This is a genomic window from Allobosea sp. GW821-FHT09G06 (genome assembly GCF_059416005.1).
The window spans coordinates 429,239-450,403 of record NZ_JBWKOI010000001.1 but is presented as its reverse complement, the minus strand read 5'-3'; the positions used below and the strand labels follow the sequence as shown (position 1 = coordinate 450,403).

Here is a 21,165-nt window from a genome sequence, read left to right as displayed (position 1 = left end):
ATGACCGTATTGTCAGCCTGTCAGTCAGCGGCAACCAAGCTCAACCAACCGCGCCCGGCTACCGTCTTCGGTAGCACGAGCCCGTTTGCGCAGGAGCTTGGCGACCTCGCCAACGAGGCGGCTACGGCCATCGCGAAGGCGCACGACTGGCGCAGACTGACGACGCTTCACACCATCACGGGCGACGGGAGCGACACCAGTTTCCCGTTGCCGTCCGACTATGACCGCATGCCACTCGACAGCAATATTTACGGCTCTCTGGCTCGCCTGCCGTTCCTGAAAGCGCGTGATCTGGACCAGTGGCTGGAGTTCGATATTACCCCGGTCGTCGGCGCACCCGGCTATTGGATCAACCTGGGTGGGGAGGTCCAGATCAAGCCGGCCATGGCTTCGACGCAGACGGCCCGCTACTACTACCAGTCGAACATCATCGTTTCCGGCAGCAAGACGGCCTTCACGGTCGATACGGATACGTTCTTGCTGCCTGAGCGGCTTTTGACGCTTGGCATCGTCTGGCGATGGAAGGCTCAAAAGGGCCTCGAATATGCCGAGCACCTGAAGAATTACGAGATTGCGTTTGGTGAAGAGGCGGGGCGCGATAAGGGCTCGCGCATCCTCTACATGGGGCAGCCGCGCATTCCTGACGGCGCTTCCATTGCCTATCCCGGATACATCTCCTGATGCGTACCCCTGCGCCCCAGACCAAGCGCAGAACGTCGCGTTCGAAGTCTTTCCCGGCGCCGCGCCGGGGCTGGATCGCAAACGAAAACCTTGCCAGTTCCACACCTGAGGGAGCGCGCGTGCTGCGCGACTGGTTTCCGACGCCGACAGGTTGCCGGATGCGGTCGGGCTCGCAGAAATACGGGACTGCGGAGGTTGATGAACCGGTCACCTCTGCCGCGACCTACAAGGCTGGCAACAACAGCCAGTTCTTCGCGACGACCGAGACGGACCTTTACTCCTTCACCACCGTTGCCGATCCCGATGTACCTCCTGCTCCAGCAGTGACCGGTCTGACGGGTGGAGCGTGGTCGTGGCTGCAATTCGAGACGGCGGGCGGGACCTTCCTGATCGGCGTGAACGGACAGGATGACGGCCTGCTTTTCGATGGCCAGACGTGGTATCCGGTCAACGACAAGGCGATCTATCGACTCGATTACGACGGGCAAACGGTCAATTTCACCACAGGCACGGTCACGGGCGGCACGTCCGGGGCGACGGGGACAATCCTGCGCGTGTTCGATAGTGGCGCGACCGGCTATCTCTGGCTGGTCGATGTCGTCGGCACTTTCCAGAACAACGAGGCGTTGACCGGAGTGCCGGGCGCCGCGGTGGTGAATGGCCTCGCCGTGCAACTTACCAGCGCCATCACCGGCGTCGATGTTTCGCGGCTTTCCTATCTCGCCTCGCACAACAGCCGGATCTGGGCTGTCGAGAAAGAGACGCTGAACGCCTGGTATCTCGATGTCGAGAGCATCGGCGGCGCGGCAACCAAGTTCCCGCTCGGAGGTGTTTTCAAGCGCGGCGGCTCGCTCATGTTCGTGGCCGAGTGGTCGCTTGACGAGGGCAACGGCCTATCCGCTTCGCTGGCGTTCTTCACGGACGAGGGCGAGGTAGCTGTCTACACCGGGACCGACCCTTCCACAGCGGCGACGTGGCAGCTCAAGGGCGTTTATCGCCTCGGAAAACCGCTGGGCAAGGATGCGTGGTTCAAGGCTGGCGGCGACGTGGCCGTCTGTACCGATATCGGGCTCATCGCTCTGTCTCAGGCCGTAAGCCGCGACTTCAAGGCTCTGACGGCTACGGCTATCTCCAACCCGATCGAGGAAGAGTGGTCACAGGCGGTTGCAGAGCGGACTTCCCGGCCTTGGGTCTGTGAGGCTTGGCCAACCAAACAGATGCTGCTGGTAGCCGTTCCGCCCGGCGATACGGCCCCACCAGGAATGTTTGTCGCCAATATCCTGACGGGGGCTTGGACCTTTTATTCGTCGTGGGACGGGACGACGCTTCAGCTTTTCGGGGACCGCATGTTCTGGGGGACAGATGTCGGCACCATCGTGGAGGCAGAAGTCTCCGGTTCCGACCAAGGCGCGCCTTACGTCCCGGTCTGCGTTCCGCTGTTCGATGACATGAAGAGCCCGGCTGCTCTGAAAACGCAGACTCTTGCTCGTATCGTGTATCGTGCGCCAGTTGAGGCAAGCCCGCAGCTCTCCGGGCAGTACGATTTTGAGGTGGCATTGCCGGCCTCCCCGGACGCGACTAGCGCAATGGCAGGGGCCGTCTGGGGCTCAGCGATCTGGGGAACTTCGGTCTGGGGGCAGCCTTCGGAGAAGAAGACGTTCCAGAGGTGGCAGTCGGTCAACGGCTCTGGCTACGCCTGCTCGATCGCGTCGCAATTCACGATCGGCGGTATCGCACCGCCTGAGATCGAGATGATCCGCACCGATGTCCAGTACGATATCGGGGATGCAGTCTCATGATCGTATCGGATGATCGGGTCGCGGCCTTCGTTGGTGAGCGGCTGGGGGCTGCGATCTATCCGCCATTCACTGCTCTTGGTGTCGAGCGCCGCGGCAAGATCGTCGCCGGCATCGTCTTCAACTGCTGGACCGGCCCGGATGCGCAACTGAGCATCGCGGCCGATCAGGGCTGCATCACGAAGCCCTTTCTGCGTCGCGTTGGAAAGTACCTCACTGACGAGCTTGGCTGCATCCGCGCCACCATCGAGACCGAACAGCCCCACGTCATCGACATGGCCATCCGCATGGGCGGCAAGATCGAAGGCGTCAAACGCGATCTCTACGGCGAAGGCCGTGACGGGGTGGTGATCGGCGTATTGAAGAAGGATTGGTTCCTTTAGGCATCGCGCCACGTCAGGCCGCGTTTGATATCGGATACTGATCCGAAATGGAGACCGTAGCGCGCAGCGATCGAGCGCCCTGTTTCGCCCGCTGCGAAAGCCGCTTTGATTTCGCGAGCTACCTCAGGCGTGATCTTGGCAGCGGGTCTTTCATTGCCCTTGACTGCGTCGAGTTCTGGAAGGGTAGGATTTCCGTCTACGCCTAGGCGGTGGCCCCAATGGGTGCCGCGAATGATGTCGAGTACAGTTGACGGGTCCAGGCCCATCTTTTTTGCGATTGTTGTGTTGCCCGCCCCAGCAAGCCGCATCCGGTAGATTTCGGCCACTCCCTCGTTGGTGAGCTTTGAGCTGGGGTTAGCTTCGCCCTTCGGCATGTTGCGATGCGGGGCGGGGCCATAATGGATGGGGGGCGGTGACGCCCTGCCACGGGTTTTGGCGTCGCCCATGTTCTCCTTCTGCGTGCCCCACCGAAGGTGACGGGGGTTGCAGCAACCGGGGTTGTCGCAGGAGTGAAGGGCGAACGCTTTCGGCATAAGGCCGGTGGCCAAGGCCAGTGAAAGACGATGGGCTAGAACGGCCTTCCTGCCTTTCCGCTGCTTCACGTACATGACCCCGTATCCCACTCCGTTATTGCCGGCCAACCAAGGCCAGCAATCGGATTCACCCCGCTTGTCGATGCGGGACCAGAATTTCTCGATGTCAACGTCAGAGATTTTTTCCATGTGGTTATTTACCACATAACCGCTTGGAAAGGAAGGTGAAACTTGAAGGCACCCAAGGCACCGCTTCCGCCCGATCCTGTCGCTACGGCTTCAGCTCAGGGCGGCGCGAACCGCGACACGGCGGCAACGCAGCAGGTTATGAACTTCACGGATCAGGTTGGACCTGATGGGAGCTTGACCTATGAGCGGCTGAACGATGTCCAGATGACCGACAGCCTGACCGGGAACCTCTATAACGTTCCTCGGTACAAGGCCATCACGACGCTCTCTCCCGAAGGCCAGCGCCTGAAGAGCGTCAGCGACGAAACCGAGTATAATCTCGCCACGATTGGCCGTGATCAGTCAGCGAAGATCGGCGGCATTCTCGGAACCAACATAGACTTGTCGAATGAGGCGACCGAAAAGCGCCTGATGGAGCTTGGGTCGAAGCGGCTTGATCCCCGGTTCGCGCAGGAGGAGAGCGCCCTTCGCGCTCGCCTCATCAATCAGGGCGTCCGCCCCGGCTCGGCGGCCTATGACGCCGAGATGAACAACTTCGCACAGGGCAAGAACGATGCATATAACTCGTTGTTGTTGAGCGGTCGCGGTCAGGCGGTGCAGGAAGCGCTGACAGAGCGCAACCAGCCTCTGAACGAGATTTCGGCCCTGATGAACGGCTCGCAGGTCAGCATGCCAAACTTCATCAACACGCCGCAGACGCAGGTTGCCGGTACGGATTATCAGGGCGCGGTCTATAGCTCGTATGCGGGTCAAATGGATGCGTACAAGCAGAAGGTCGCCAGCCAGAATGCGATGCTTGGAGGGCTATTCGGCATGGCGGGGGCCCTTGGTGGCGGCTACCTGGGGATGAAGCGATGACCGAAGGCTTTACTTGGGGTTCCGGCGGTCAGCGCCTTACGCCTTCTGAGCGCCGTCGTCGTGTAGCCGAGGCGATGCTGAAGGCCGGCAGCGACACGTCTCCCGTCCAGCACTGGACGCAAGGAGCGGCTCGCGTTGCGCAGGCCCTTATGGGTGGCTTGCAGATGCGGCGCGAGAACGAGGCTGAAGCTGCCGCTGAAGCCAGCCTTGCTGCGGATCGTAGCGCCATGGGCACGTCATTGGCGGCGGCTGCCTCACCCGTTGCCGTCGCCAGCAATGACGCGCAGCCCGGAACCGGTGATCCGCAGAACGCGCTCGATGCGATCATGAAGTACGAGTCTGCCGGGAGGAACGTGCATCAGAACGTCGTCCCGGCCGGCGGTGGATTTAACCCCTCGACCGGCACTGTCACAGGCCCTTCGTCGGCATCTGGCTACTTCCAGATGATCAACCCGACGTGGCGGTCTGCTGCCAAGCTCGCGGGCGTCGATACATCGCAGTATCCAACCGCGATGAGCGCGCCATATGAGGCGCAGCGCAAGGTCGCCGCTGCCCTGTTCGCGAAGGAGGGCTTCGCGCCATGGGCGCCATATAACGCCGCCCTGCGCTCTCACATCGCCAAGCGCGGCGGCGCGGGCGCGTTCATCAATGACGGCGCGCCGGCACAAGTCGCGGACCTGCCGGCCACTGGCGGGGCTCCTGCGTCCATGGAAACCGGCCAGCCTGGCTTTGCAGTTCCCGGTGAAGCGCCGATCATGGACGCGAACACCTTCAACGCCATCCATGAAGGTCAGCCCTTGCAGCCGGTCTTCCAAAGCGAGGGCGCGTCGCAACCGTGGATGGGCTCAGCGCTTGGGGCTCCCGCTACCCCACAGGTCGCGCAAGCACCTATGCCGCCGCCTCGACCAGCCGGTCTTGTGGCGCCTCAGGCCGATCTCCCGGCCCCCGGCGCCGTCCCTGCCATGGGGCAGATGCCCGCAGCTGCGCCGCCCCCGGTCATCGATCCTAATAGCCCCGATGCGGGCATGCGTGCACAGATCGCGGCCGATGCGCAGGCTCCGTCACAGTCTCCGCTGGCTCGCGTCGCCGCGGCGTTTACCGCGCAAGCTGCGCCTGCTCCCAGCCCTGCCGTCCAGACCGTCGCGCAGGCCGCAGCGGCTGCCCCCGCTGCCGCTGCACCATCAGCGGGCGTCGATCGAGTTTCAGCGGCTATGCGTGTCCTGAACTCGCCATATGCCCAGCCTGGGGACCGTGCGATTGCGCAGATAATCGTGCAGCAGGCTTATCGCGACCCGGCCAAGGCAGAAGCGGATAAGCTCGACCTCGATCTCAAGCGCAAGCAGCTTGGCCGCTCTGATGAGCCCGCCGCGATCCAAGAATACAACCTCGCGGTCAAACAGGGCGAAAAGCGCAGCTTCACCGACTGGAGCACGGCCAAGGCAAAGGCCGGGGCGACCAGCGTGAATGTCAACGGTGGCGGGTCCGACAAGCAGATCTTCGACACGTTCGCTGAGAATGCCAAGGAGGCGCGGTCTGCTGCCAACGGCCTCATTGCGTTGCGTGAAGCTCGTGGCGCGCTGGCCGGCGGGATTATCTCGGGAGCTGGCGCCGATGCGAAACTCGGCCTCCAGAAGATCGGCGCGGCCTTTGGCCTAGGCGATGTCAGCAAGATCGAGAACACGGAAACTTTCCGTGCAGCCATCGCCCCGCAGGTCGCCTCGATGCTGAAGGCAACTGTCGGCAGCGCCAATATCTCCAACTCGGACCGCGAGTTTGCCGAGAAGGCTGCCGGTGGCTCCATCCAGCTGGACGAACGCTCCATCAACCGCCTGCTGGACATCATGGAGAAGGCGGGCGTGGCCCGGCTTGAGCAGCACCAAAAGCAGCTTGACGCCGTCTATCCTGATCCTGATGGCAACAAGCGCGAGCGGGCTTTGTTCGGCGTGGCGATGCCTCCGGCCCCCGCGGCCAACCCCAATACCCCAGTCCGGGTGAAGACCCCGGAGGAAGCCCGCAAGTTGCCGAGCGGGACCAGGATCATTCTTCCTGATGGTTCGGAGGGCCGCGTCCCATGAGTGATCCGTGGGCTGAATTCCGAGCTGCCCCTGCTGCCCCCGCAGTTCCCTCGGTTGCGCCTTCGGCGGATGCGTGGAGCGATTTTAGACCCGCACCCGCTCCCGCGCCGACTTGGTCGGGGGGCGTCTTGCCCATCAGCCAAGGGCCGGACGGGAAGCCCCAGTTCGATAGCAACGCCGGCATTATTGGGTCGCTGAAGCGCGCCTTCACGCTTCCGGGCGATGTTTACGCGGGCAAGGTGGACCCGAATTCACGCGAAGCGGTAGAGCGCTCGTTCGATCTCGCCGGTATCGTGAACCCCGTGAACCCCGCGGTTAGGGCTGGTGGGTATGGGGTGCCGGGTGTTCGCCCCGGCGTTGTCCCTGGGAAGAAGCCCGTCCCGTCTTCCGAAGCCTTGAAGGAAGCAGCCTCGGCAGGTTATGATCGCGCCCGCGATATGGGCGTCGAGTACTCGTCAGATGCCGTCGCCAAGGTTGCGCAGGCCATACAGGCTAAGATGGAGCAGGACGGCATCATTGGCGAACTTGCCCCAAAAACCTTTGCCGTCCTCAACAAGCTCACCAACCCTCCGCCGGAATCCGTCATCACCCTTGGCGGCGTCGAAGCCGCCCGGCGAGCGGCCGGCCATGCCCGCAAAGACTTCAACAACCCGACAGACCAGTTGGGGGGTCGTCGATTGGTGGAAGGACTTGATCGGTGGGTTGAAGCTCCTCCTCAGTCCGACGTGGTGGCTGGACCCTTTCTTGAGGCCGGAAAAGTACTCAGAGAAGCCCGCGGAAACGCCGCCGCCGCCGCCCGATCCGAGCGCCTCGCTGGACTCGAAGATAGCGCCGAGCTTAGAGCGCTCGCCGTCAATTCCGGCCGTAACCTTGATAACACCCTCCGGTCTAGAGCTGCCGATATCCTCCTCCGCCCCAGAGAGGCTGCCGGTTTCGTCCCCACAGAACGAGAAGCCATCGAAGCTATCGTGAGGGGGACCCCTGTTCGCAATCGGCTTCGCGATGCTGGGAATGCTTTTGGGGGCGGTGGCGGCCTAGGCAGCATTGTTGCCGGCGGTGGCGCTGGAGCGATGGCAGGCACATTAGCGGACCCCCTAACCGGGACTGTTGTCGGCGTTGGGGTTCCGGCGGTGGGTATGATTGCCAAGACCCTTGCCAACCGGGGGACGAAGAAAGCTTGGGAAGGCGTCGATGAAATGACGCGCAAGCGCTCCCCTATGTATGAAGACGCTGTTCCTGAGATGGTCAGGCCGAAGGAGATGACGGCTTATGACGCGGTCGCGCGGGCTTTGCTCGAATCTCGCCCCACCGAAGCCACCAAGCCCGGCCCAATCAAGGACAAGGCGCTTCAGGACAGGCTGGTGAAGCTATTGATGGAGGGTGGAGCGTAAGATGGCGCAAACCTATCGCTACAACCGATCGACCGGGAAGCTTGACCCTGTGGAGGCTAGTGCGCGCTCCGGCCGTGTGGGAATCTTTCTTTCGTTGCCTCCATGGCTCGCAAGAATTCTGCCCAAGCGCTTTCTGGAAAATCGAGGACCAGCCTCTGCCCGTTCCCGGTAGTCACGTAGAGCGAAACAGCCGGCTCCGCGCTCGATACCTTTATCTCGAACTGGTCCAGGCTCTCGATCGCCACTGAATCGTAGTTTGAGCCGCTCATTTCTTGCTCCCGTTTCCGCGATCCTGACCGTAGCGCGAGAGGGAGTCGAGTCAGGGTTTCGGCTTCTTGTTGGCGCGGATGCGCTCAGCGGCGTTTCGCCAATGCTGGCGCACCTCGGCTGGGTCTTTGCCCTCCATAATCATGAAGGCTGTCAGGTCCGCCTGCATCTCCAGAATTTTCTCTCGCAGGTCGTCTTCCCTGTCCATCGTCCGCTCCAGGCGGTCGAAAAGGCTAAATGACGATTCGAGCCGGGTAACCAGCTCCGCTGTCAACGTTCGCTTATTTTCGGCGGCGGACTCCTCCAGCTTAGCCTTTAGCTCGGCTGGCATGCGGAAATTCACTTGGACATCATCTCGGGCCATCGGCGGTCCATATAGCAGCGTGCTATTGCGGTCCATAAAGCGCGGTGCTATAAAGCAGCGTGCTTTATGAAAGGAGCCGCAATGATTGTAGGGCGTAACGGGGAGCAGGTGCATTTCCGCCTCCCCGAAGGAATGCGAGCGGCTATCGTCGCGCGTGCGGCGAAGAATGGTCGCTCAATGAATTCCGAGGTGATCAAAATTTTGGAACGCGCTCTCGCGAGCGCCGCAGCGACGACGGAGGGCAGCTTGGACGCCCGTACCTCCGCCGTCGCTCTCGACGAAACCGCCCTGGCAGGCGGTTCCATCCACCAAAGGTCATGAAGGGACCCCTGATGGGACAGATCATAACAGTCAACTTCCGTGGCGACCAACTCTACGGGTTCGAGAACGACGATGGCACCTACATGGCCATTAAGCCGATGGTCGAGAGCATGGGTTTGAACTGGGAAGGCCAGCGGCAACGCCTCACCCGGGACCCCATTCTCTCCGAAGGAACCTGTGTCATGCAGGCTCCTTTGTCTGGAGCGAAGGGCCAGGAGGTGACTTGCCTTAAGCTCGAACTGGTCAATGGCTGGCTCTTCACCATCGACACGGCCCGCATCAAGGACGAGACGGTGCGCGAGCGCGTCGTCCTCTACCAGCGCGAATGCTACGGGGTTCTGCATCGCCATTTTTATGGGCGAGGCTCTGGAGAGAAGCGGGATTCGATTGAAGGCGCGCCCAACACGGACGAGCCTATGCAGTTGAAGAAGTCGCTGGTGACGGAAGCCCGGCACACGTTCAACTGCCAAGCGGCTCGCGAACTGTGGTTCAAGCTGGGCATGCCCACGACGCCTTCCATGTACGCCGACGACCGGCAGGGCGAGTTCTTCACCTACACCGCGATCAAGCGCGATCCCTCGGCCGAAGCGGCCTGATAAGCGGCCCGAGGTTGAGCTTGCACCTCTTCCTCGGGCCTAACCATCAACCCGATAGTGAGGATCGAGCCGATGACTGCTCTCCTAGATACCATCGACCATCAGCCAAGGTCTCAGACATTTCGTGCCGAGACCGCGGATTTTCCACCCAAGCCCGCGCTGGATGGCGACGCGTTTTACAAGGCGCTGAACTCTGCCGTGAACGACGCGGCCACCATGAAGCAGCTTCTGGACGTGACGGAATCTTTGGTCAGCGGGATGGATTTCGGCACGGGGGTGACACGGAACACCGCACTCGATCAGGTCGCGGCTCTCATCGATGTTTGCCGGGGGCTGGCTGAGAAAATCTGTGATGCGACTTGGCCTGAGAGGCCGCTGGCCCACTAGCCGACCACCACATCCAACCACCCAAAGCCGCTCCTCACCGGGCGGCTTTTTCTATTGGAGAAGCCTATGCCCCGTGACGGTTCAGGCGTTCACACGCTTCCGAGCGGCTACCTGGCCGTTACTGGCGAGACGGTCTTGCCCAGCAACCACAATCCTCCGCTGGAAGACCTGTCTGCTGCGATCACCGAGAGCATCGCCCGAACGGGCGTGACTGCGATCACGGCGAACATCCCCTTCAACGACAAAAAGATTACGGGGCTAGGGGATGCGACCGCAGATACCGATGCGCTGAACAGGCGGACGGGCGATGCCCGTTATCTAACCTATGCGGCGGAGTGCCGGTTGATCAAGGACGGCACCGACATCCGCCTGATCCGCATGAATGGGTCGCGGGTTGTCATCAACGGCGCGAGTCAGGTCATTCCGAGTGCGGGTGTTTCACTGGCGCCAACTGGCCTCACGCCATCGACGCTCTATTATATCTACGCCTACATGGTTTCGACGACGATGACGCTGGAGGCTTCTGCCACCGGTCATTCGACCGACACCAGCACGGGTGTTGAGATCAAGACGGGAGACGCCACCAGAACGCTCGTCGGCATGGTCTACCCGATCACCGGCCCGGCATTTGCGGAAACCTCGGCGCAGCGCTTGGTGATCTCGTGGTTCAACCGGCGCCCAATCTACGGGACGGGGCGATTCTCGACAATCCGCACCTCGACATCGACGAGCTATGCAGAGATCAATTCGGAGATCCGGGTCCAGTTCCTATGCTGGGCCGATCAGGCGCTCCAGTTCGCAGCGTCGGGCGGCGCCTACAACTCGGGCGTCAACCAGACCCTGACATCGATCGGTATCGACAGCGCGACAGTCCCGCAGGATGTGGCTGCTTTCGGTTCTGGCGTAAATGCCCAGCCGGTCGGGCTGGTCCATTCGGTGACTCTTGCCGAAGGTTACCACTACGCGACAGTGCTAGGCCGCGTCAGCGCGGGGACCGGCAACTGGTATACCAACACCGACAATGCAGGCGAGCGGTTCACGTTGAAAGTCGTCACCTACGGTTGAGCCGGGGTCTGCGTCAGTATAGGTTCATCTCGGGTGTCAGAACCCATCAGAGAAAGGCGATCGTCGGGCCGGCTGGCTTGGCGGTCGCTGCTGTGCATCGGCTCTTGGCCGGGGTCGGGCGTGCTGTCCAAGGCGAAAGCCTAAAAGCGCTCGACACGTCTCTGCGTGTTCTGACCCCCCGGCTGCCAGGTCCGATGCCTGGCGCGGCTGTCAGAAGCCGTTACCAGAGAAAACATCATGACATCACTGACCCGCAGGCGCTTGCTCGCTGGCGTTGGCGCAGTTGCGTCCGCTGGCTTGGCGAAGGCCCAGAGCTTGCCGTCGCCCGCTCTGATCTCTCAGGATATCGTCATAGGTCGTGGGCGCTATGCCAGCCCCTGCGATGGAATGACCAGCGACAGCGCTGCCTTCAATCTGGCCGTGCAGGATATCATTGATGCCGGCCCAAACCCCGGCAATGTCCGCATCCACCTCCCGACGCAAATATGCCTGACAGAGCCCGTCCCGCCGCTGGACGTGCATCAGATCGTTGGCCTCGGCTCGACCTCGACTAAGGTCTGGGTTCGAGGCCCGGTCACCAATCAGCTCTTTCGCTTCGATGGCCGAAACGGCTTCTATGGCGGCGGGTGCCGGGGCTTCGGGGTCGAACTGACCGAGCACACGGCCGGCATCTACTTCATCCGCATGGCGATCCCCCCGACAGGAACGGCGCCATCCAACAACCGCTTTGAGGACTTGCGCCTTGGCGGCGGCTCGAACCCGGCTTGGGCTCCATTCCGCTGTTTCGAGATGGCGGGAAGCCCTGACACAGTGCCTGCCGGCCTGCGCGAACTGACCTTCGACCGCATCACCTGCTTTGGCAGCTCGTCCGGCGTGTCAATCTACATGAGCCACCTGATCGCCTGCGACGTGAACAATATCGCTGCGTTTCCTACTGCCGCAGGGGCGGCATTCTATGCCGTGAACTGCTGGAAAACCCGGTTCCAGGGGCTCAACCTGCAAGGCGGCATTGTCCGCAGCGGCAACACGCAGTGCATCTTCATCGACAAGAGCGGCTCGGTCATCTGAAGGCCTCCGCATCGCCAAGCCTTTCAGCCCGCCTCTGGCGGGTTTTTCTTTGCCCGGAGCATTCATGTTCACCACTGACGACCTGACGCGGCTCGCCAAGGCGTGCGGCGCGAAGCCCAATGCCGCCGTCGTCCAAGGCATCGTCGATAATCAGGAGTGGCTTGAGGCGGGCGGCATCGACACGCCAGCGCGCGAGTCCGAGTTTCTGGCGCAGGCATGCCTTGAGACGGACTATTTCAAGACGCTGCGCGAGTACTGGGGACCGACGAAAGCTCAGGCGGGATACGAGGGCCGGAAGGATCTCGGGAACGTCGTTGCCGGCGACGGCAAGCGTTTCATGGGCCGGGGCATATTCCAGCTAACCGGCCGGGCGAACTACGCCTCCTATGGCAAGCGGCTAGGGATTGATCTCCTGAAGGAACCGCAGCTTGCCGAGCGGCCTGACATCAGCCTGCGCATCGCGGCCATGTACTGGAACGACAAGGGCCTGAACGCCTACGCGGACAAGGGCGACACGGCGGCCATTTCGCGGGCGATCAACCGGGGCAACGCGAAGGCCAAGAGTCCGGCGAACCACGAGGACGATCGCATCAGGATCGCCAAGCTGGCGCGGGAGATCATCGCTCCCGCTCCTCTCACGGACATCTTGCTTGAGCCGGCCAAGCCTCCCGCGCCCACCCTTGCCGAAGAGCTGCCGACCGTGCAGCCCGGCATTCTCTCACGCTTCTTCTCCGCATTCTTCCGTCGCCTGAAAGGTGCTGCATGAACGATCTCGTCCAAGCTCTCATCAAGGCGGGCGCGCCTTTGCTCGGCACTGTCATAGGCGGCCCTGTTGGGACGGTGGCGGGGGCCGCTATCGGTGCTCTGGCGGAAGCCCTTGGGACCGCGCCGACGCCGGAAGCGGTGAAGACCGCTATCGAGACGAAGCCGAACGCTGGCGCCATTGTTCAGAAGATCGAGGCCGATAAGGGCCTGGATCTGAAAGCCGATCTCGACGCCATCCTCCGCGACCGTCAGGCAGCTCGCGACCAGACCTTGGCTTTGGTGGAGAAGGGCTCGTCGCTCCAGTGGGGCGCGCCTCTCGTCAGCCTGGTCGTCATCGTCGGATTCGTGGGGCTCTCCTATCTGGCGATGAAGCCTGAGAGCGCTGGCATCCGCAGCGATGTGGCCCTGTACTTGCTGGGGGCTTGGCAGTCCCTGGCTACCGCTGTCGTAGGCTACTGGATCGGCTCCAGCGCCGGCAGCGCGACGAAGGATGCCGCCCTCAAGCAAATCGCAGCCTCGAAATAACCTCCTGTGAAGGAGCGTGAGATGCCTGGGACGAACCGCCTAATGTCAGACGAAGCTTCGGTGAACATTGGCGCGCTCCAGCAGCGCGTTTTCGGGCTTGAGCAAGCCGTCAACAATATCTCGCAGCAGCTCACCTCAATCTCTCAGCAGATCGCGTCAGGGGCGAAACCGAACTGGAGTGTCCTCGTCAGCACGGCGGGTTTCTGTCTGCTGTTCGCGGGCGCCATCGGCGGACTGGCCTATGCGCCGATCCGAGAGAACCAGTCTGATCTCAAGGCTGCGCTGATCGAAATGACCAAGGCCCAGAGCGGGCTAGGAGAGCGCTTCGTTTCAATCCGAGAGCTTGAGGGGCGGAGCGGTCGGACCCGCGAGGAGATGGCCCGGATCAATTCCGACCTCAACGCTCAAGAGATAGGGCAGCGCCGGGAGCTTGAGCAGGCCGCCGCCAATCTCCAGCGGCAGATCGACGATGTGAAGCGGTTCAATTCCGGCCTCGTCTCAGCCCCCGATTTTCTCAAGAACCTTGATGAACGGATGCGGAATCTGGAGCAGCGTCGCCCCTGATCGCCTAGCCGGCGTAACCAGCTACGAGAGGGCTCCTGCCTTCTCGGTTTGTTGCCTCCCTGTTGACTAGCCGGCCGGTCCTTCGGGGCTGGTCGGCGTCCTTTTTTCGTTTCAGCGCTCCCAACTCTTGCGGATCACGCGCATGCGGTTGCGGAACAGGATGCGGTCGTGAGGCATGGCGATGAGGGCCGCTTCATAGGCCGCCTCTGCCGCGAAGAAGAAGTTCGTGTAGGCGATCTTCTCCATGACCTCGTCGTTCTTGCCGATCTGCTCGACCTGCCAATGGCTATCGTAGATCGTCCAGCCCATGGGCGGCTGACGCTCAGGCAGCTGACCCGCGTTCGCCAGCTGCTCGGCTAGCGTGGGGATTTTCCGCTTTGGGTAGGGGTATTTCATCCCTCACGATTCACGATCCGTTCTTGTTTGTCGAGTCGGGATCGGGTAGGTTGTTGGGAGATGGCGTCGGATCATCGCCGGGTATCCCGAGAACGCCAGAACTGCCACCATCTAGGCTGCGTCCAGCCATCCACCGCGAGCAGATCGAAACTAGCTTGGCGAGACTTTTCCATCTGCTCGTAAGTCGGGAAGCCGTTGGCCCCGAGTTCCAGCGAACCCCAGCGGATGACGTAGCCCCAGCTCTCGGCTCCCATCTACTCCCCCTCCGCCCGTATGGCTGCGTCCACGCGGCTCTGAGCAATTCGGATATCATTCTCGCCTTCGTCCCGCATGCTCTCAAGAGCGACGAAGGCGGCCTTAGCGCACCGTTCCCTCTCCGCAGCGAGCGCGTCTCGGTGCTGGCTTTCATCGGCAAGCATCTGCTTCCTGAGTTCGCGGTTCTCGGCTTCTGCGGCTAGGGCGCGGGCTTCGGGGACAAGTGCGACGACCTTCAGTCCAAGGCCTCGCCACATCTCCGCGCGCCATTCTTCCTCAGAGACGGACACCGAACCATCCGCGTGCCTGGCGCACCAGACCGGCGGCATCTCGGCATGTGCGTCCTTCTCACCGGTCATGGGTGGCCTCGTCGAGGGCGCGGCGGGATGCCTTGAATGCCGATTTCAGTTCCCAGCAAGGGCACGTCCATTTTGTGCGTCGGTTCTTCGCATATGTGCAGTCGTCTTGGCCGCCATAGTCCAGAACGCAGCCGTCCGGTTCTTCATCAGGCGCTAAGTCTACCGTGCAGCCGTAGAGGTGTTCGCGCTCCTGCCGCTGAGCCTTCGTCATCTTCTCAGCCATGCTCTGCCTCCGGGGGATTTTTAGAGCGCGCATCCGCGAGGTTGGCGTCACTGTCCTCCAGAGCCTGGAGAGCGGAGCGCGCGGCTTCATACTTGTCGCGCAGCCGGCGCCGCGTGGCAGGGTCAAGTCGGTCGAGGCGGCGCGGATCAAGGTTGTCGCCGATGTCGAGTAGCTTAACGCAGCGGGCAACGGCGCCAGCCTGTCGGCAACGCGTGATGAACGCCGTATAGGGCTCGCCGTCTCGCCTTGTCAGGGCATCGACTGCCAACACGACCCGCTCTGAGAACCCGCATTCGCGCAGATCGTCCAGAGTGAGCACGCTGTCTTCGACGATGTCATGAAGCGCCGCCACGATCGGCACGTCAGGAGCACAGCCCCGCGTCAGCGCAGCCTCTACCATCCGCAGGATATGCGTGATGTAGGGCAGGCCGGACTTGTCGAACTGGTCCGCATGCGCGGTCGCAGCGAGGTGCAGAGCGTCCGCTAGATCGGCTCCGTCGATGATCGAGGTCTCGCGGATGCCACCTATCATTCCCCAACCCTCCCGGCAGAGGTGGACTGAGACAGCGCACGTCGGGCAGCTTCGAATTCTTTCGCGCCAACAAATTCAGTTGGTGGGCGACCGCTAATCACTGCGTTGTCATAAGCGATGGCAAACGGCTCTAACGCCTCACGCATCGCGTCCGCAGGTTCTGGGGTTATCAGCCAAATGCGCTCGGTCTTCCCGTTGACCCTCCGGCTTCCGACCATGGTGGCGCAATCGCACGTCTTGATCCTATCCTTTGCAATAGCGCCGCATTTGGCGCACCTGAACGGGGTGTCGCTCATCGAACCTCTCCATTCGTGACGAAGCCGTGGAAGTTGCAGGCTTGGCAGTCGATGGATGGCGTCAGCGTCGGGGCATCAGGTGAGCCCGAAAGCGTCCACGTCTTGGCGCCATGAACATCTGCGACCGCCACACGGCAGACACGGTCAGGATGCGCCTTACGCCCATCACTAGAGAGCGACTGGCACGGATACTCGCACCATTTGCCGCTCTCGCTGATTTTAGCGTGGTCGCTCATGGTTCCGCCCCGCCCGCATGTTCGTGTTCCACGCGAACGAATCCTTCCTTCGGGAAGTAGACTGCGTTGACCCATTCCAGCACCGCCCTGACGCCGCCTTGCGTGCCTCCGGGCGCGTTCCAGAATTCGTTCATCGCGATATCCAGATTGTCTTCGATCCGGATCGGGGTCGGAATGTCGTCATCCCCGCCCGCAGGCGAGGAGGCGGGCTTGGCGAGGGCGAGGGCCTGCTTGGTAACTTCGCGCCCTTTCGATTGCTTGATGTAGAAATCGGCATCCGCCTCGGTGTCGCAATAGCTCCACAGGTTTTGCGCGCCGATGCGATAGCGCCAAGCCACCGGTTCAGCCTCAGACACGGGCGTCGCGGCCGGGGAGAGGGCCGGGTGCGTGTAGAGCGGTTCTCCTGCCTCCACCGGGTTGTGGTAGAGTTCATAGCCGGCCGTCTCATTGTCCATCGCCTCGTACCGCCGCCAAGCGACAGGCACCGCATCCACCCCGCCGCTCGCAGGGGCTGGGGCGAGCCGATATTCGACTGCGCCGAATTGATCGCGATTGCACAGCATCATGCGGCCCCATTCGGGCTCATAGCGCGCGTATAGCACCGCCTCATCGCGCGTGGGGGTGGCGGATGAATCAAGACCTAGCGAATTCACCATGCAAATCCTCCATCACTCGGTTATAAGCTTCACTCGCGGCTTGCGCGGTATCGTATAGGCCGATTTCGTAACGACGCCTGTCTTTGTGTATTGTAGCTCTGTATTTGTTTTCGCGTCGAACAAAGCTGACGCCCTTGAACCCGGATGTATTATTCGATGGAGCGCGTCGGTTGCAGCCATTTTCGGACGCGTTGCAGAGTCGCAAATTGGATATACTGTTATTGCATTTATCCATATCGATGTGATCCACAAGGCGGTCAGGCCATGATCCATAGTGGATCGCCCAACAAACGCGGTGTGCGGGCATCTTATGGTTATCAACGCTGACGCAGCGGTAGCCTTCATGGTGCAGCCAACCAGCGATAGACCCTGGAAGGCGTCCCCCTTGCGGCTGATTGAGGGTTAGTGCGCCCGTCTCGGCATCATACGAGAACATCTCCCGAAGGCGGTCAGGCTTAGGCAGCGTCCTAGGGAGATGTTTTCGTTCCTTCGTTTGAGCGCGACGGAGAGCATTGAGCCTGTCGCGGTTACGCTCGTAATAGCGGCGCTGGCTCTCCCGCTGGGCGTCTTTCGTCCAAGTCACAGCTCCGCCCCTTTCCGCAGTGAGGAGAGGTCGGATAAGGGGGGATTTGTGTTGGCATCCGCGAGTAGTCCGAGCCCTTCGGCTTTGGCGATGGCGGCGTTGATGATGGCAAGCTGCGGTTCGGCGCTAACCCAACCCTCAAGCCAGTCGCGGGCCTGAAGCAGCGCCTCGAACATATCGGGGGCCGCGTCCCTCAATGCCTGCCGCTTGGCATCCCTCTCAAGCGCGGCGTCGATCTCAGCGGAAGACGTCGGCATGGGGCGGCCGGCATCATAGGCGTCCTTAGCCTCGCGCAGAGTGCAGCCCGCGATAGCGCGGTACTTCTTGATCCAATCGATCGGGAAAAGGTCATCCCGCCCCTTCGTGCTTGCCCGCTCACCCACGGCTGGACTCCTGCGAAGGAGAGGCCGTCAGCACAGACAAGCCGGAGATGAACCCAAGGTCGGGGGTCACCGACGCGACTACCGAGGCATCCCAGATGCAGCCGCTCGCGCAGTCCCATGTGTAGTACCACCGCGCCGGACCTTCGAGCCGCCGCGCCCACTGGTAGGGCGTGATGACGAGGCCGCCATATAGCTTCGCGACACGGTCCCAACGGATCGTTGAATACCGCCACGTCGGCGGCTCGGAGAACTCGCGATTGAACTCGTCGATAGCCGCGACTGAGCGAAGCCAAAGGAGCCGTTCCGGTGCAGCAAGCTTGATGACGTGGCGGTGTACCAGCCGGTCTAGCCCGAAGCTTTCAGCCTCACACCAGTGCGGCCAGCCCATCGCCTCCCCGTCGTAGGGGGCGTCATCGGACACCCAGAGCCCTCGCGGCTTGCTATCCGGCTCGCTCGTCTGCCGCGTCGAGTTGACCTTGCCGAGGGGCTTCCGCGAATAGTGCGTCAGTTCGATCTCGCGCTCACCCACGGCCAGCACTCCGGGGAGAGGGGTTAGAGCCGGAGGCGATAGCCAAAACTTCCATCGGCTGCGCACCCATCAGGATGGCGTAGTTGTCAGCCATCTCTTGGGTAATGTCGGGGTCCGCGACATGGCTGTTGATAAATGCCATCGCGGCGCTCAGCGCCTCATAGAGCTGGGGAGCGGCGGCGATTAGCCGAGCATTGGCTTCACGGTTCCGCCAATTGATGCTCGCGACCCAAGCCGTTTCGGTGCGGATAGTGCCTTTGCCTGCGACACGCCAAGGCCCAGGCGTGAACCCAGAACCATCCGAGAACAGCGCCTTATCGGGCTGTGCCGCCTCTTGTGACTTCGCGAAACCGTTGACGTTGCGTTCAGAGCGCATCTTGCGTCCTCCATTTCGGGAGAGACGCGTTGAGATTGTTGGGGTTTTGCTCGGGAAGCTCGCTCTAGGGCTGGGCAGACAACCGGTTTAGGAAACCGTTGCTCTATCCTGCTGAGCTACCGGGACGCACGAAACTCCGTGTAGCATAATCGCGATGCGGGTGAAGTCCCTTCTTGCCATCGTCCTGTTCGCCGCCCTTGCCGTCACGCCGGCATGGGCCGCGTCCGACTGCGTGCCCGGCGCCGATGCGACCATGAGCGTGCAATTGACTGGACTCGATCCCGCAGGAGACCTGCTTCTGGGCGATGGCAGGAAGCTCCGCCTCGTCGGCCTCGCACCGCGCCAGAGCCCCGAGGAGATGTCGCGCTTCGATGCCGGCCTGCGTGGCTTCCTGGGCCGTCCGTTCGGCCTTGCCGTTCTCGGCGAGCCCGATCGCTGGGGGCGACTGCCGGCGCGGCTGTCGGTGCCGCCAGCATCATCGGGCGAACCGGCACAGGACCTCGCGCAATCGCTGCTGCGGCAGGGCGCGGCGCTGCCCATGCCCGAGCCCGGCTTATCCCCGTGCGAAGCGCCGCAGAAGGCGCCTGTTCAGAAAACGGTAACATCTCGGACGCAAGTTTCGCCGCTGACGGCGGTCGATGGCCATGATCTCGCCGCGGTAAAGGCGCAGGAGGGGCGTTACGTCATGCTGGAAGGCCGGATCGCCTCGGTTGGCGAGCGCTCCCAGCGGACCTATCTGAACTTCTCCCGCCGCCCGAAGGAGGCTGCCTCGATCGTCCTGTCGCGCAGCCTTTGGCGCGAACTCAAGAGCGCCGGCTGGACCGCGAGCGATCTCGGCGGTAAACGGCTGCGCGCCTATGGTGTCCTGTCCGGGCGCGATGGCCTCCTGCTGGAGGTCGCATCCCGGACCGCGCTGGAACTGATCGACTGAGGACATGCAGCAGACCGGGCGAGCATCGCTTTCGCGACTTTCGAAGCGGCTGGCAGCCATCGTGCTGCCGGGCTTCCTGCTTGTCGGCTGCCTCGGCGACCAGAGTCCGCTGCTGCCGGCGAGCGCGACCTCCGATAGCGAGATCGCGCCGCGCATCAGCACGATCCAGCGCGCCTCCGACCAGGAGCACCAGCGCCTGCTCGCGGCCTTCGGCGGCGAATATCGCGCCCCACGCGCCCGCGCCGCCCTCGACGAGGTCGTCCAGCGCCTCGCCAAGGCCGGCGAGGGCCAGATCGGCCACTACGACATCACCATCCTGAATTCGCCGGTGGTCAACGCCTTCGCCCTGCCCAATGGCCGGCTCTATGTCACGCGCGGCCTGCTGGCGCTCGCCAACGATACCTCCGAGATCGCCTCCGTGCTGGCGCATGAGATCGCCCATGTCACGGCGCAGCACGCCGTCGAGCGGGCCGAGAAGGAAGCGGAATCGGCGCTGGTGAACCAGGTCGTCTCGCAGGTCCTGAAGGACCCCGCGCGCGGCGCAGCGGTCAGCGCCGGTTCGAAGCTCTCGCTCGCCAAGTTCTCGCGCCAGCAGGAACTCACCGCCGACCAGATCAGCGTCCGTAACATCTCGCGCGCCGGCTACGACCCCTATGGCGCCGGCCGCTTCCTCGCCACGCTCGGCCGCAACACCGCCTTCCGCAGCAGCGGCCAGAACCAGAGCCCCGACGACAAGCGGCTCGACATCCTCTCCAGCCACCCGCAGACGCCGGAGCGGATCGCCGCCGTCACCGCCGCCGCCCGCCAGATCGGTGCGCCCGGCATCGGCGAGCGCGACGCCAATCGCTGGCTGGGTGCGATCGAGGGCCTGGCCTATGGCGACGACCCGCGTGACGGCGTGGTCCGCGGACGGCGCTATCTCAACAGCGCGCTGCGCATCGGCTTCAGCGCGCCCGAGGGCTTCAGCCTGGAATCCGCGCAGGACATGGTGATCGGCGTCAGCGCCAACGGCGCGCAGGCCCTGCGCTTCGATTCCGTCACGCTGAAGAGCGGCCAGACGCTGGAATCCTATATCGCCGCAGGCTGGATCGAGGGCGTCGAGACCACTGGCATCGAGAAGATCGAGATCGCCGGCCAGCCCGCCATCCGCGCCCATGGTCGCGGCACCGACTGGACCTTCAGGCTCGCCGCCGTGCAGATCGGTGACCGGGTCTATCGCTTCATCCTGGCGGCACGCGGCGGCAGCGACCCGGAGCGGCAGATGCGCAGCATCGTCGACAGCTTCAAGCTGATGACGCCGGCGGAAGCGCAGGCCGTCCGCCCGATGCAGATCCGGCTGGTCGCAGCCGAAGCCGGCGACACCATCGCGAGCATGGCCGAGCGCATGCCCGAGCAGGACCGGCCGGGCGAGCTCTTCCAGCTCCTCAACGGGCTGGACCGCAATGCGGCGCTGACACCTGGCCAGCGCTACAAGGTCGTCGCCGAGTAGCGCGCCCCCTTCACAAGGCCGCGAGTCCGTCCAACGCCCTCCTGCATCGCGCCCGCCTGGCGCTATGATCGGCGCAAGGCCATGATCAAGGGA

General features: G+C 62.8%; 28 protein-coding genes. 16 read left to right on the top strand and 12 right to left on the bottom strand.

Annotated elements, in window-relative coordinates:
• From AC07NY_RS02160 to AC07NY_RS02150, 3 genes are read left to right on the top strand one after another with little or no spacing between them, the layout of a single operon-like run.
• Nucleotides 1-681 (top strand): phage adaptor protein, encoded by a 681-nt coding sequence (locus AC07NY_RS02160; protein ID WP_494581459.1) that lies wholly within the window; start codon nt 1-3, stop codon nt 679-681.
• Complete coding sequence (locus AC07NY_RS02155) at nt 681-2,480, top strand: hypothetical protein (protein ID WP_494581457.1); 1,800 nt, start codon at nt 681-683, stop codon at nt 2,478-2,480. The genes AC07NY_RS02160 and AC07NY_RS02155 overlap by 1 nt, the downstream gene beginning before the upstream one ends.
• Nucleotides 2,477-2,860, top strand: coding sequence for a GNAT family N-acetyltransferase (locus AC07NY_RS02150; RefSeq protein WP_494581455.1), 384 nt, complete (start codon nt 2,477-2,479; stop codon nt 2,858-2,860). Before AC07NY_RS02155 ends, AC07NY_RS02150 begins: the two co-directional genes overlap by 4 nt.
• Here AC07NY_RS02150 and AC07NY_RS02145 read toward each other — a convergent pair.
• On the bottom strand, nt 2,857-3,582 hold the full coding sequence (locus tag AC07NY_RS02145) for an HNH endonuclease (protein ID WP_494581453.1): 726 nt from the start codon (nt 3,580-3,582) through the stop codon (nt 2,857-2,859). The two genes, AC07NY_RS02150 and AC07NY_RS02145, sit on opposite strands and share 4 nt — an antisense overlap.
• Nucleotides 3,583-3,624: 42 nt before the next feature.
• Here AC07NY_RS02145 and AC07NY_RS02140 point away from each other — a divergent pair, with 42 nt between their 5' ends.
• The 3 genes from AC07NY_RS02140 to AC07NY_RS02130 all read left to right on the top strand — a co-directional run bounded on the left by AC07NY_RS02140 (nt 3,625) and on the right by AC07NY_RS02130 (nt 7,906).
• A complete protein-coding gene (locus tag AC07NY_RS02140; RefSeq protein WP_494581451.1) occupies nt 3,625-4,440 on the top strand; it encodes a tail fiber domain-containing protein in 816 nt (271 codons plus the stop codon).
• Entirely contained in the window at nt 4,437-6,515 is a 2,079-nt protein-coding gene (locus AC07NY_RS02135; RefSeq protein WP_494581450.1) for a hypothetical protein, read from the top strand. The genes AC07NY_RS02140 and AC07NY_RS02135 overlap by 4 nt, the downstream gene beginning before the upstream one ends.
• Nucleotides 6,516-6,643: 128 nt before the next feature.
• The gene (locus AC07NY_RS02130; protein WP_494581448.1) at nt 6,644-7,906 is read left to right on the top strand and encodes a hypothetical protein; all 1,263 of its coding nucleotides are present in this window, start codon (nt 6,644-6,646) and stop codon (nt 7,904-7,906) included.
• A gap of 319 nt (nt 7,907-8,225) precedes the next feature.
• Here AC07NY_RS02130 and AC07NY_RS02125 read toward each other — a convergent pair whose 3' ends face one another.
• Entirely contained in the window at nt 8,226-8,651 is a 426-nt protein-coding gene (locus tag AC07NY_RS02125; RefSeq protein ID WP_494581446.1) for an Arc family DNA-binding protein, read from the bottom strand.
• On the opposite strand from AC07NY_RS02125, the gene AC07NY_RS02120 reads away from it, so the two are divergent.
• From AC07NY_RS02120 to AC07NY_RS02085, 8 genes are all read left to right on the top strand, one after another.
• Nucleotides 8,604-8,858, top strand: a complete 255-nt coding sequence (locus AC07NY_RS02120) for an Arc family DNA-binding protein (protein WP_494581444.1) — start codon at nt 8,604-8,606, stop codon at nt 8,856-8,858. The genes AC07NY_RS02125 and AC07NY_RS02120 overlap by 48 nt on opposite strands.
• A gap of 11 nt (nt 8,859-8,869) precedes the next feature.
• Nucleotides 8,870-9,454, top strand: a complete 585-nt coding sequence (locus tag AC07NY_RS02115; protein ID WP_494581442.1) for a phage antirepressor N-terminal domain-containing protein — start codon at nt 8,870-8,872, stop codon at nt 9,452-9,454.
• Between the two features lie 72 nt (nt 9,455-9,526).
• Nucleotides 9,527-9,841, top strand: coding sequence for a hypothetical protein (locus AC07NY_RS02110; protein ID WP_494581440.1), 315 nt, complete (start codon nt 9,527-9,529; stop codon nt 9,839-9,841).
• 66 nt (nt 9,842-9,907) lie between these two features.
• Entirely contained in the window at nt 9,908-10,906 is a 999-nt protein-coding gene (locus tag AC07NY_RS02105; RefSeq protein WP_494581438.1) for a hypothetical protein, read from the top strand.
• 237 nt (nt 10,907-11,143) lie between these two features.
• A complete protein-coding gene (locus AC07NY_RS02100) occupies nt 11,144-11,974 on the top strand; it encodes a hypothetical protein (RefSeq protein ID WP_494581436.1) in 831 nt (276 codons plus the stop codon).
• A gap of 64 nt (nt 11,975-12,038) precedes the next feature.
• The gene (locus AC07NY_RS02095) at nt 12,039-12,740 is read left to right on the top strand and encodes a glycoside hydrolase family 19 protein (RefSeq protein ID WP_494581434.1); all 702 of its coding nucleotides are present in this window, start codon (nt 12,039-12,041) and stop codon (nt 12,738-12,740) included.
• Nucleotides 12,737-13,264 carry a hypothetical protein gene (locus AC07NY_RS02090; protein ID WP_494581433.1) on the top strand — a complete coding sequence of 176 codons (528 nt, stop codon included), beginning with the start codon at nt 12,737-12,739 and terminating at the stop codon, nt 13,262-13,264. Before AC07NY_RS02095 ends, AC07NY_RS02090 begins: the two co-directional genes overlap by 4 nt.
• A 42-nt stretch (nt 13,265-13,306) precedes the next feature.
• A complete protein-coding gene (locus AC07NY_RS02085) occupies nt 13,307-13,828 on the top strand; it encodes a hypothetical protein (protein ID WP_494581431.1) in 522 nt (173 codons plus the stop codon).
• A 111-nt stretch (nt 13,829-13,939) separates the two neighbouring features.
• On the opposite strand, the gene AC07NY_RS02080 is transcribed toward AC07NY_RS02085, so the two are convergent.
• From AC07NY_RS02080 to AC07NY_RS02035, 10 genes are all read right to left on the bottom strand, one after another.
• The gene (locus AC07NY_RS02080; protein WP_494581429.1) at nt 13,940-14,137 is read right to left on the bottom strand and encodes a hypothetical protein; all 198 of its coding nucleotides are present in this window, start codon (nt 14,135-14,137) and stop codon (nt 13,940-13,942) included.
• Between the two features lie 341 nt (nt 14,138-14,478).
• On the bottom strand, nt 14,479-14,838 hold the full coding sequence (locus AC07NY_RS02075) for a hypothetical protein (protein ID WP_494581427.1): 360 nt from the start codon (nt 14,836-14,838) through the stop codon (nt 14,479-14,481).
• The gene (locus AC07NY_RS02070; RefSeq protein WP_494581425.1) at nt 14,828-15,061 is read right to left on the bottom strand and encodes a hypothetical protein; all 234 of its coding nucleotides are present in this window, start codon (nt 15,059-15,061) and stop codon (nt 14,828-14,830) included. The genes AC07NY_RS02075 and AC07NY_RS02070 overlap by 11 nt, the downstream gene beginning before the upstream one ends.
• The gene (locus AC07NY_RS02065; protein ID WP_494581423.1) at nt 15,054-15,593 is read right to left on the bottom strand and encodes an HD domain-containing protein; all 540 of its coding nucleotides are present in this window, start codon (nt 15,591-15,593) and stop codon (nt 15,054-15,056) included. The genes AC07NY_RS02070 and AC07NY_RS02065 overlap by 8 nt, the downstream gene beginning before the upstream one ends.
• Nucleotides 15,594-15,885: 292 nt before the next feature.
• A complete protein-coding gene (locus tag AC07NY_RS02060) occupies nt 15,886-16,125 on the bottom strand; it encodes a ubiquitination-like system serine protease family protein (protein WP_494581421.1) in 240 nt (79 codons plus the stop codon).
• Nucleotides 16,122-16,781: a hypothetical protein gene (locus AC07NY_RS02055; protein ID WP_494581419.1), complete on the bottom strand. Its 660-nt coding sequence runs from the start codon at nt 16,779-16,781 to the stop codon at nt 16,122-16,124. Before AC07NY_RS02055 ends, AC07NY_RS02060 begins: the two co-directional genes overlap by 4 nt.
• Nucleotides 16,759-17,088, bottom strand: coding sequence for an HNH endonuclease (locus tag AC07NY_RS02050; protein WP_494583653.1), 330 nt, complete (start codon nt 17,086-17,088; stop codon nt 16,759-16,761). Before AC07NY_RS02050 ends, AC07NY_RS02055 begins: the two co-directional genes overlap by 23 nt.
• Nucleotides 17,089-17,360: 272 nt before the next feature.
• The gene (locus AC07NY_RS02045; RefSeq protein WP_494581418.1) at nt 17,361-17,747 is read right to left on the bottom strand and encodes a hypothetical protein; all 387 of its coding nucleotides are present in this window, start codon (nt 17,745-17,747) and stop codon (nt 17,361-17,363) included.
• Nucleotides 17,740-18,276 carry a hypothetical protein gene (locus tag AC07NY_RS02040; RefSeq protein WP_494581416.1) on the bottom strand — a complete coding sequence of 179 codons (537 nt, stop codon included), beginning with the start codon at nt 18,274-18,276 and terminating at the stop codon, nt 17,740-17,742. The genes AC07NY_RS02045 and AC07NY_RS02040 overlap by 8 nt, the downstream gene beginning before the upstream one ends.
• Nucleotides 18,269-18,652: an XkdD/Y8K6 family phage-associated protein gene (locus AC07NY_RS02035; RefSeq protein WP_494581414.1), complete on the bottom strand. Its 384-nt coding sequence runs from the start codon at nt 18,650-18,652 to the stop codon at nt 18,269-18,271. Before AC07NY_RS02035 ends, AC07NY_RS02040 begins: the two co-directional genes overlap by 8 nt.
• A gap of 358 nt (nt 18,653-19,010) precedes the next feature.
• Here AC07NY_RS02035 and AC07NY_RS02030 point away from each other — a divergent pair, with 358 nt between their 5' ends.
• Nucleotides 19,011-19,583, top strand: a complete 573-nt coding sequence (locus AC07NY_RS02030; protein ID WP_494581413.1) for a hypothetical protein — start codon at nt 19,011-19,013, stop codon at nt 19,581-19,583.
• A gap of 4 nt (nt 19,584-19,587) precedes the next feature.
• Nucleotides 19,588-21,072, top strand: a complete 1,485-nt coding sequence (locus AC07NY_RS02025) for a M48 family metalloprotease (RefSeq protein WP_492285672.1) — start codon at nt 19,588-19,590, stop codon at nt 21,070-21,072.
• The last annotated feature ends 93 nt before the right edge of the window (nt 21,073-21,165 follow it).

Coding starts and splice junctions, on each gene's coding strand:
- AC07NY_RS02125 (WP_494581446.1), bottom strand. CDS start 8,651: ATGCACCTGCTCCCCGTTACGCCCTACAATCATTGCGGCTCCTTTCAT.
- AC07NY_RS02105 (WP_494581438.1), top strand. CDS start 9,908: ATGCCCCGTGACGGTTCAGGCGTTCACACGCTTCCGAGCGGCTACCTG.
- AC07NY_RS02030 (WP_494581413.1), top strand. CDS start 19,011: ATGTCGCGCTTCGATGCCGGCCTGCGTGGCTTCCTGGGCCGTCCGTTC.
- AC07NY_RS02025 (WP_492285672.1), top strand. CDS start 19,588: ATGCAGCAGACCGGGCGAGCATCGCTTTCGCGACTTTCGAAGCGGCTG.
- AC07NY_RS02120 (WP_494581444.1), top strand. CDS start 8,604: ATGAAAGGAGCCGCAATGATTGTAGGGCGTAACGGGGAGCAGGTGCAT.
- AC07NY_RS02135 (WP_494581450.1), top strand. CDS start 4,437: ATGACCGAAGGCTTTACTTGGGGTTCCGGCGGTCAGCGCCTTACGCCT.
- AC07NY_RS02035 (WP_494581414.1), bottom strand. CDS start 18,652: ATGCGCTCTGAACGCAACGTCAACGGTTTCGCGAAGTCACAAGAGGCG.
- AC07NY_RS02110 (WP_494581440.1), top strand. CDS start 9,527: ATGACTGCTCTCCTAGATACCATCGACCATCAGCCAAGGTCTCAGACA.
- AC07NY_RS02080 (WP_494581429.1), bottom strand. CDS start 14,137: ATGGGCTGGACGATCTACGATAGCCATTGGCAGGTCGAGCAGATCGGC.
- AC07NY_RS02160 (WP_494581459.1), top strand. CDS start 1: ATGACCGTATTGTCAGCCTGTCAGTCAGCGGCAACCAAGCTCAACCAA.
- AC07NY_RS02085 (WP_494581431.1), top strand. CDS start 13,307: ATGTCAGACGAAGCTTCGGTGAACATTGGCGCGCTCCAGCAGCGCGTT.
- AC07NY_RS02055 (WP_494581419.1), bottom strand. CDS start 16,781: ATGGTGAATTCGCTAGGTCTTGATTCATCCGCCACCCCCACGCGCGAT.
- AC07NY_RS02065 (WP_494581423.1), bottom strand. CDS start 15,593: ATGATAGGTGGCATCCGCGAGACCTCGATCATCGACGGAGCCGATCTA.
- AC07NY_RS02150 (WP_494581455.1), top strand. CDS start 2,477: ATGATCGTATCGGATGATCGGGTCGCGGCCTTCGTTGGTGAGCGGCTG.
- AC07NY_RS02095 (WP_494581434.1), top strand. CDS start 12,039: ATGTTCACCACTGACGACCTGACGCGGCTCGCCAAGGCGTGCGGCGCG.
- AC07NY_RS02070 (WP_494581425.1), bottom strand. CDS start 15,061: ATGGCTGAGAAGATGACGAAGGCTCAGCGGCAGGAGCGCGAACACCTC.
- AC07NY_RS02060 (WP_494581421.1), bottom strand. CDS start 16,125: ATGAGCGACCACGCTAAAATCAGCGAGAGCGGCAAATGGTGCGAGTAT.
- AC07NY_RS02100 (WP_494581436.1), top strand. CDS start 11,144: ATGACATCACTGACCCGCAGGCGCTTGCTCGCTGGCGTTGGCGCAGTT.
- AC07NY_RS02145 (WP_494581453.1), bottom strand. CDS start 3,582: ATGGAAAAAATCTCTGACGTTGACATCGAGAAATTCTGGTCCCGCATC.
- AC07NY_RS02090 (WP_494581433.1), top strand. CDS start 12,737: ATGAACGATCTCGTCCAAGCTCTCATCAAGGCGGGCGCGCCTTTGCTC.
- AC07NY_RS02050 (WP_494583653.1), bottom strand. CDS start 17,088: ATGCCCGCACACCGCGTTTGTTGGGCGATCCACTATGGATCATGGCCT.
- AC07NY_RS02115 (WP_494581442.1), top strand. CDS start 8,870: ATGGGACAGATCATAACAGTCAACTTCCGTGGCGACCAACTCTACGGG.
- AC07NY_RS02075 (WP_494581427.1), bottom strand. CDS start 14,838: ATGACCGGTGAGAAGGACGCACATGCCGAGATGCCGCCGGTCTGGTGC.
- AC07NY_RS02155 (WP_494581457.1), top strand. CDS start 681: ATGCGTACCCCTGCGCCCCAGACCAAGCGCAGAACGTCGCGTTCGAAG.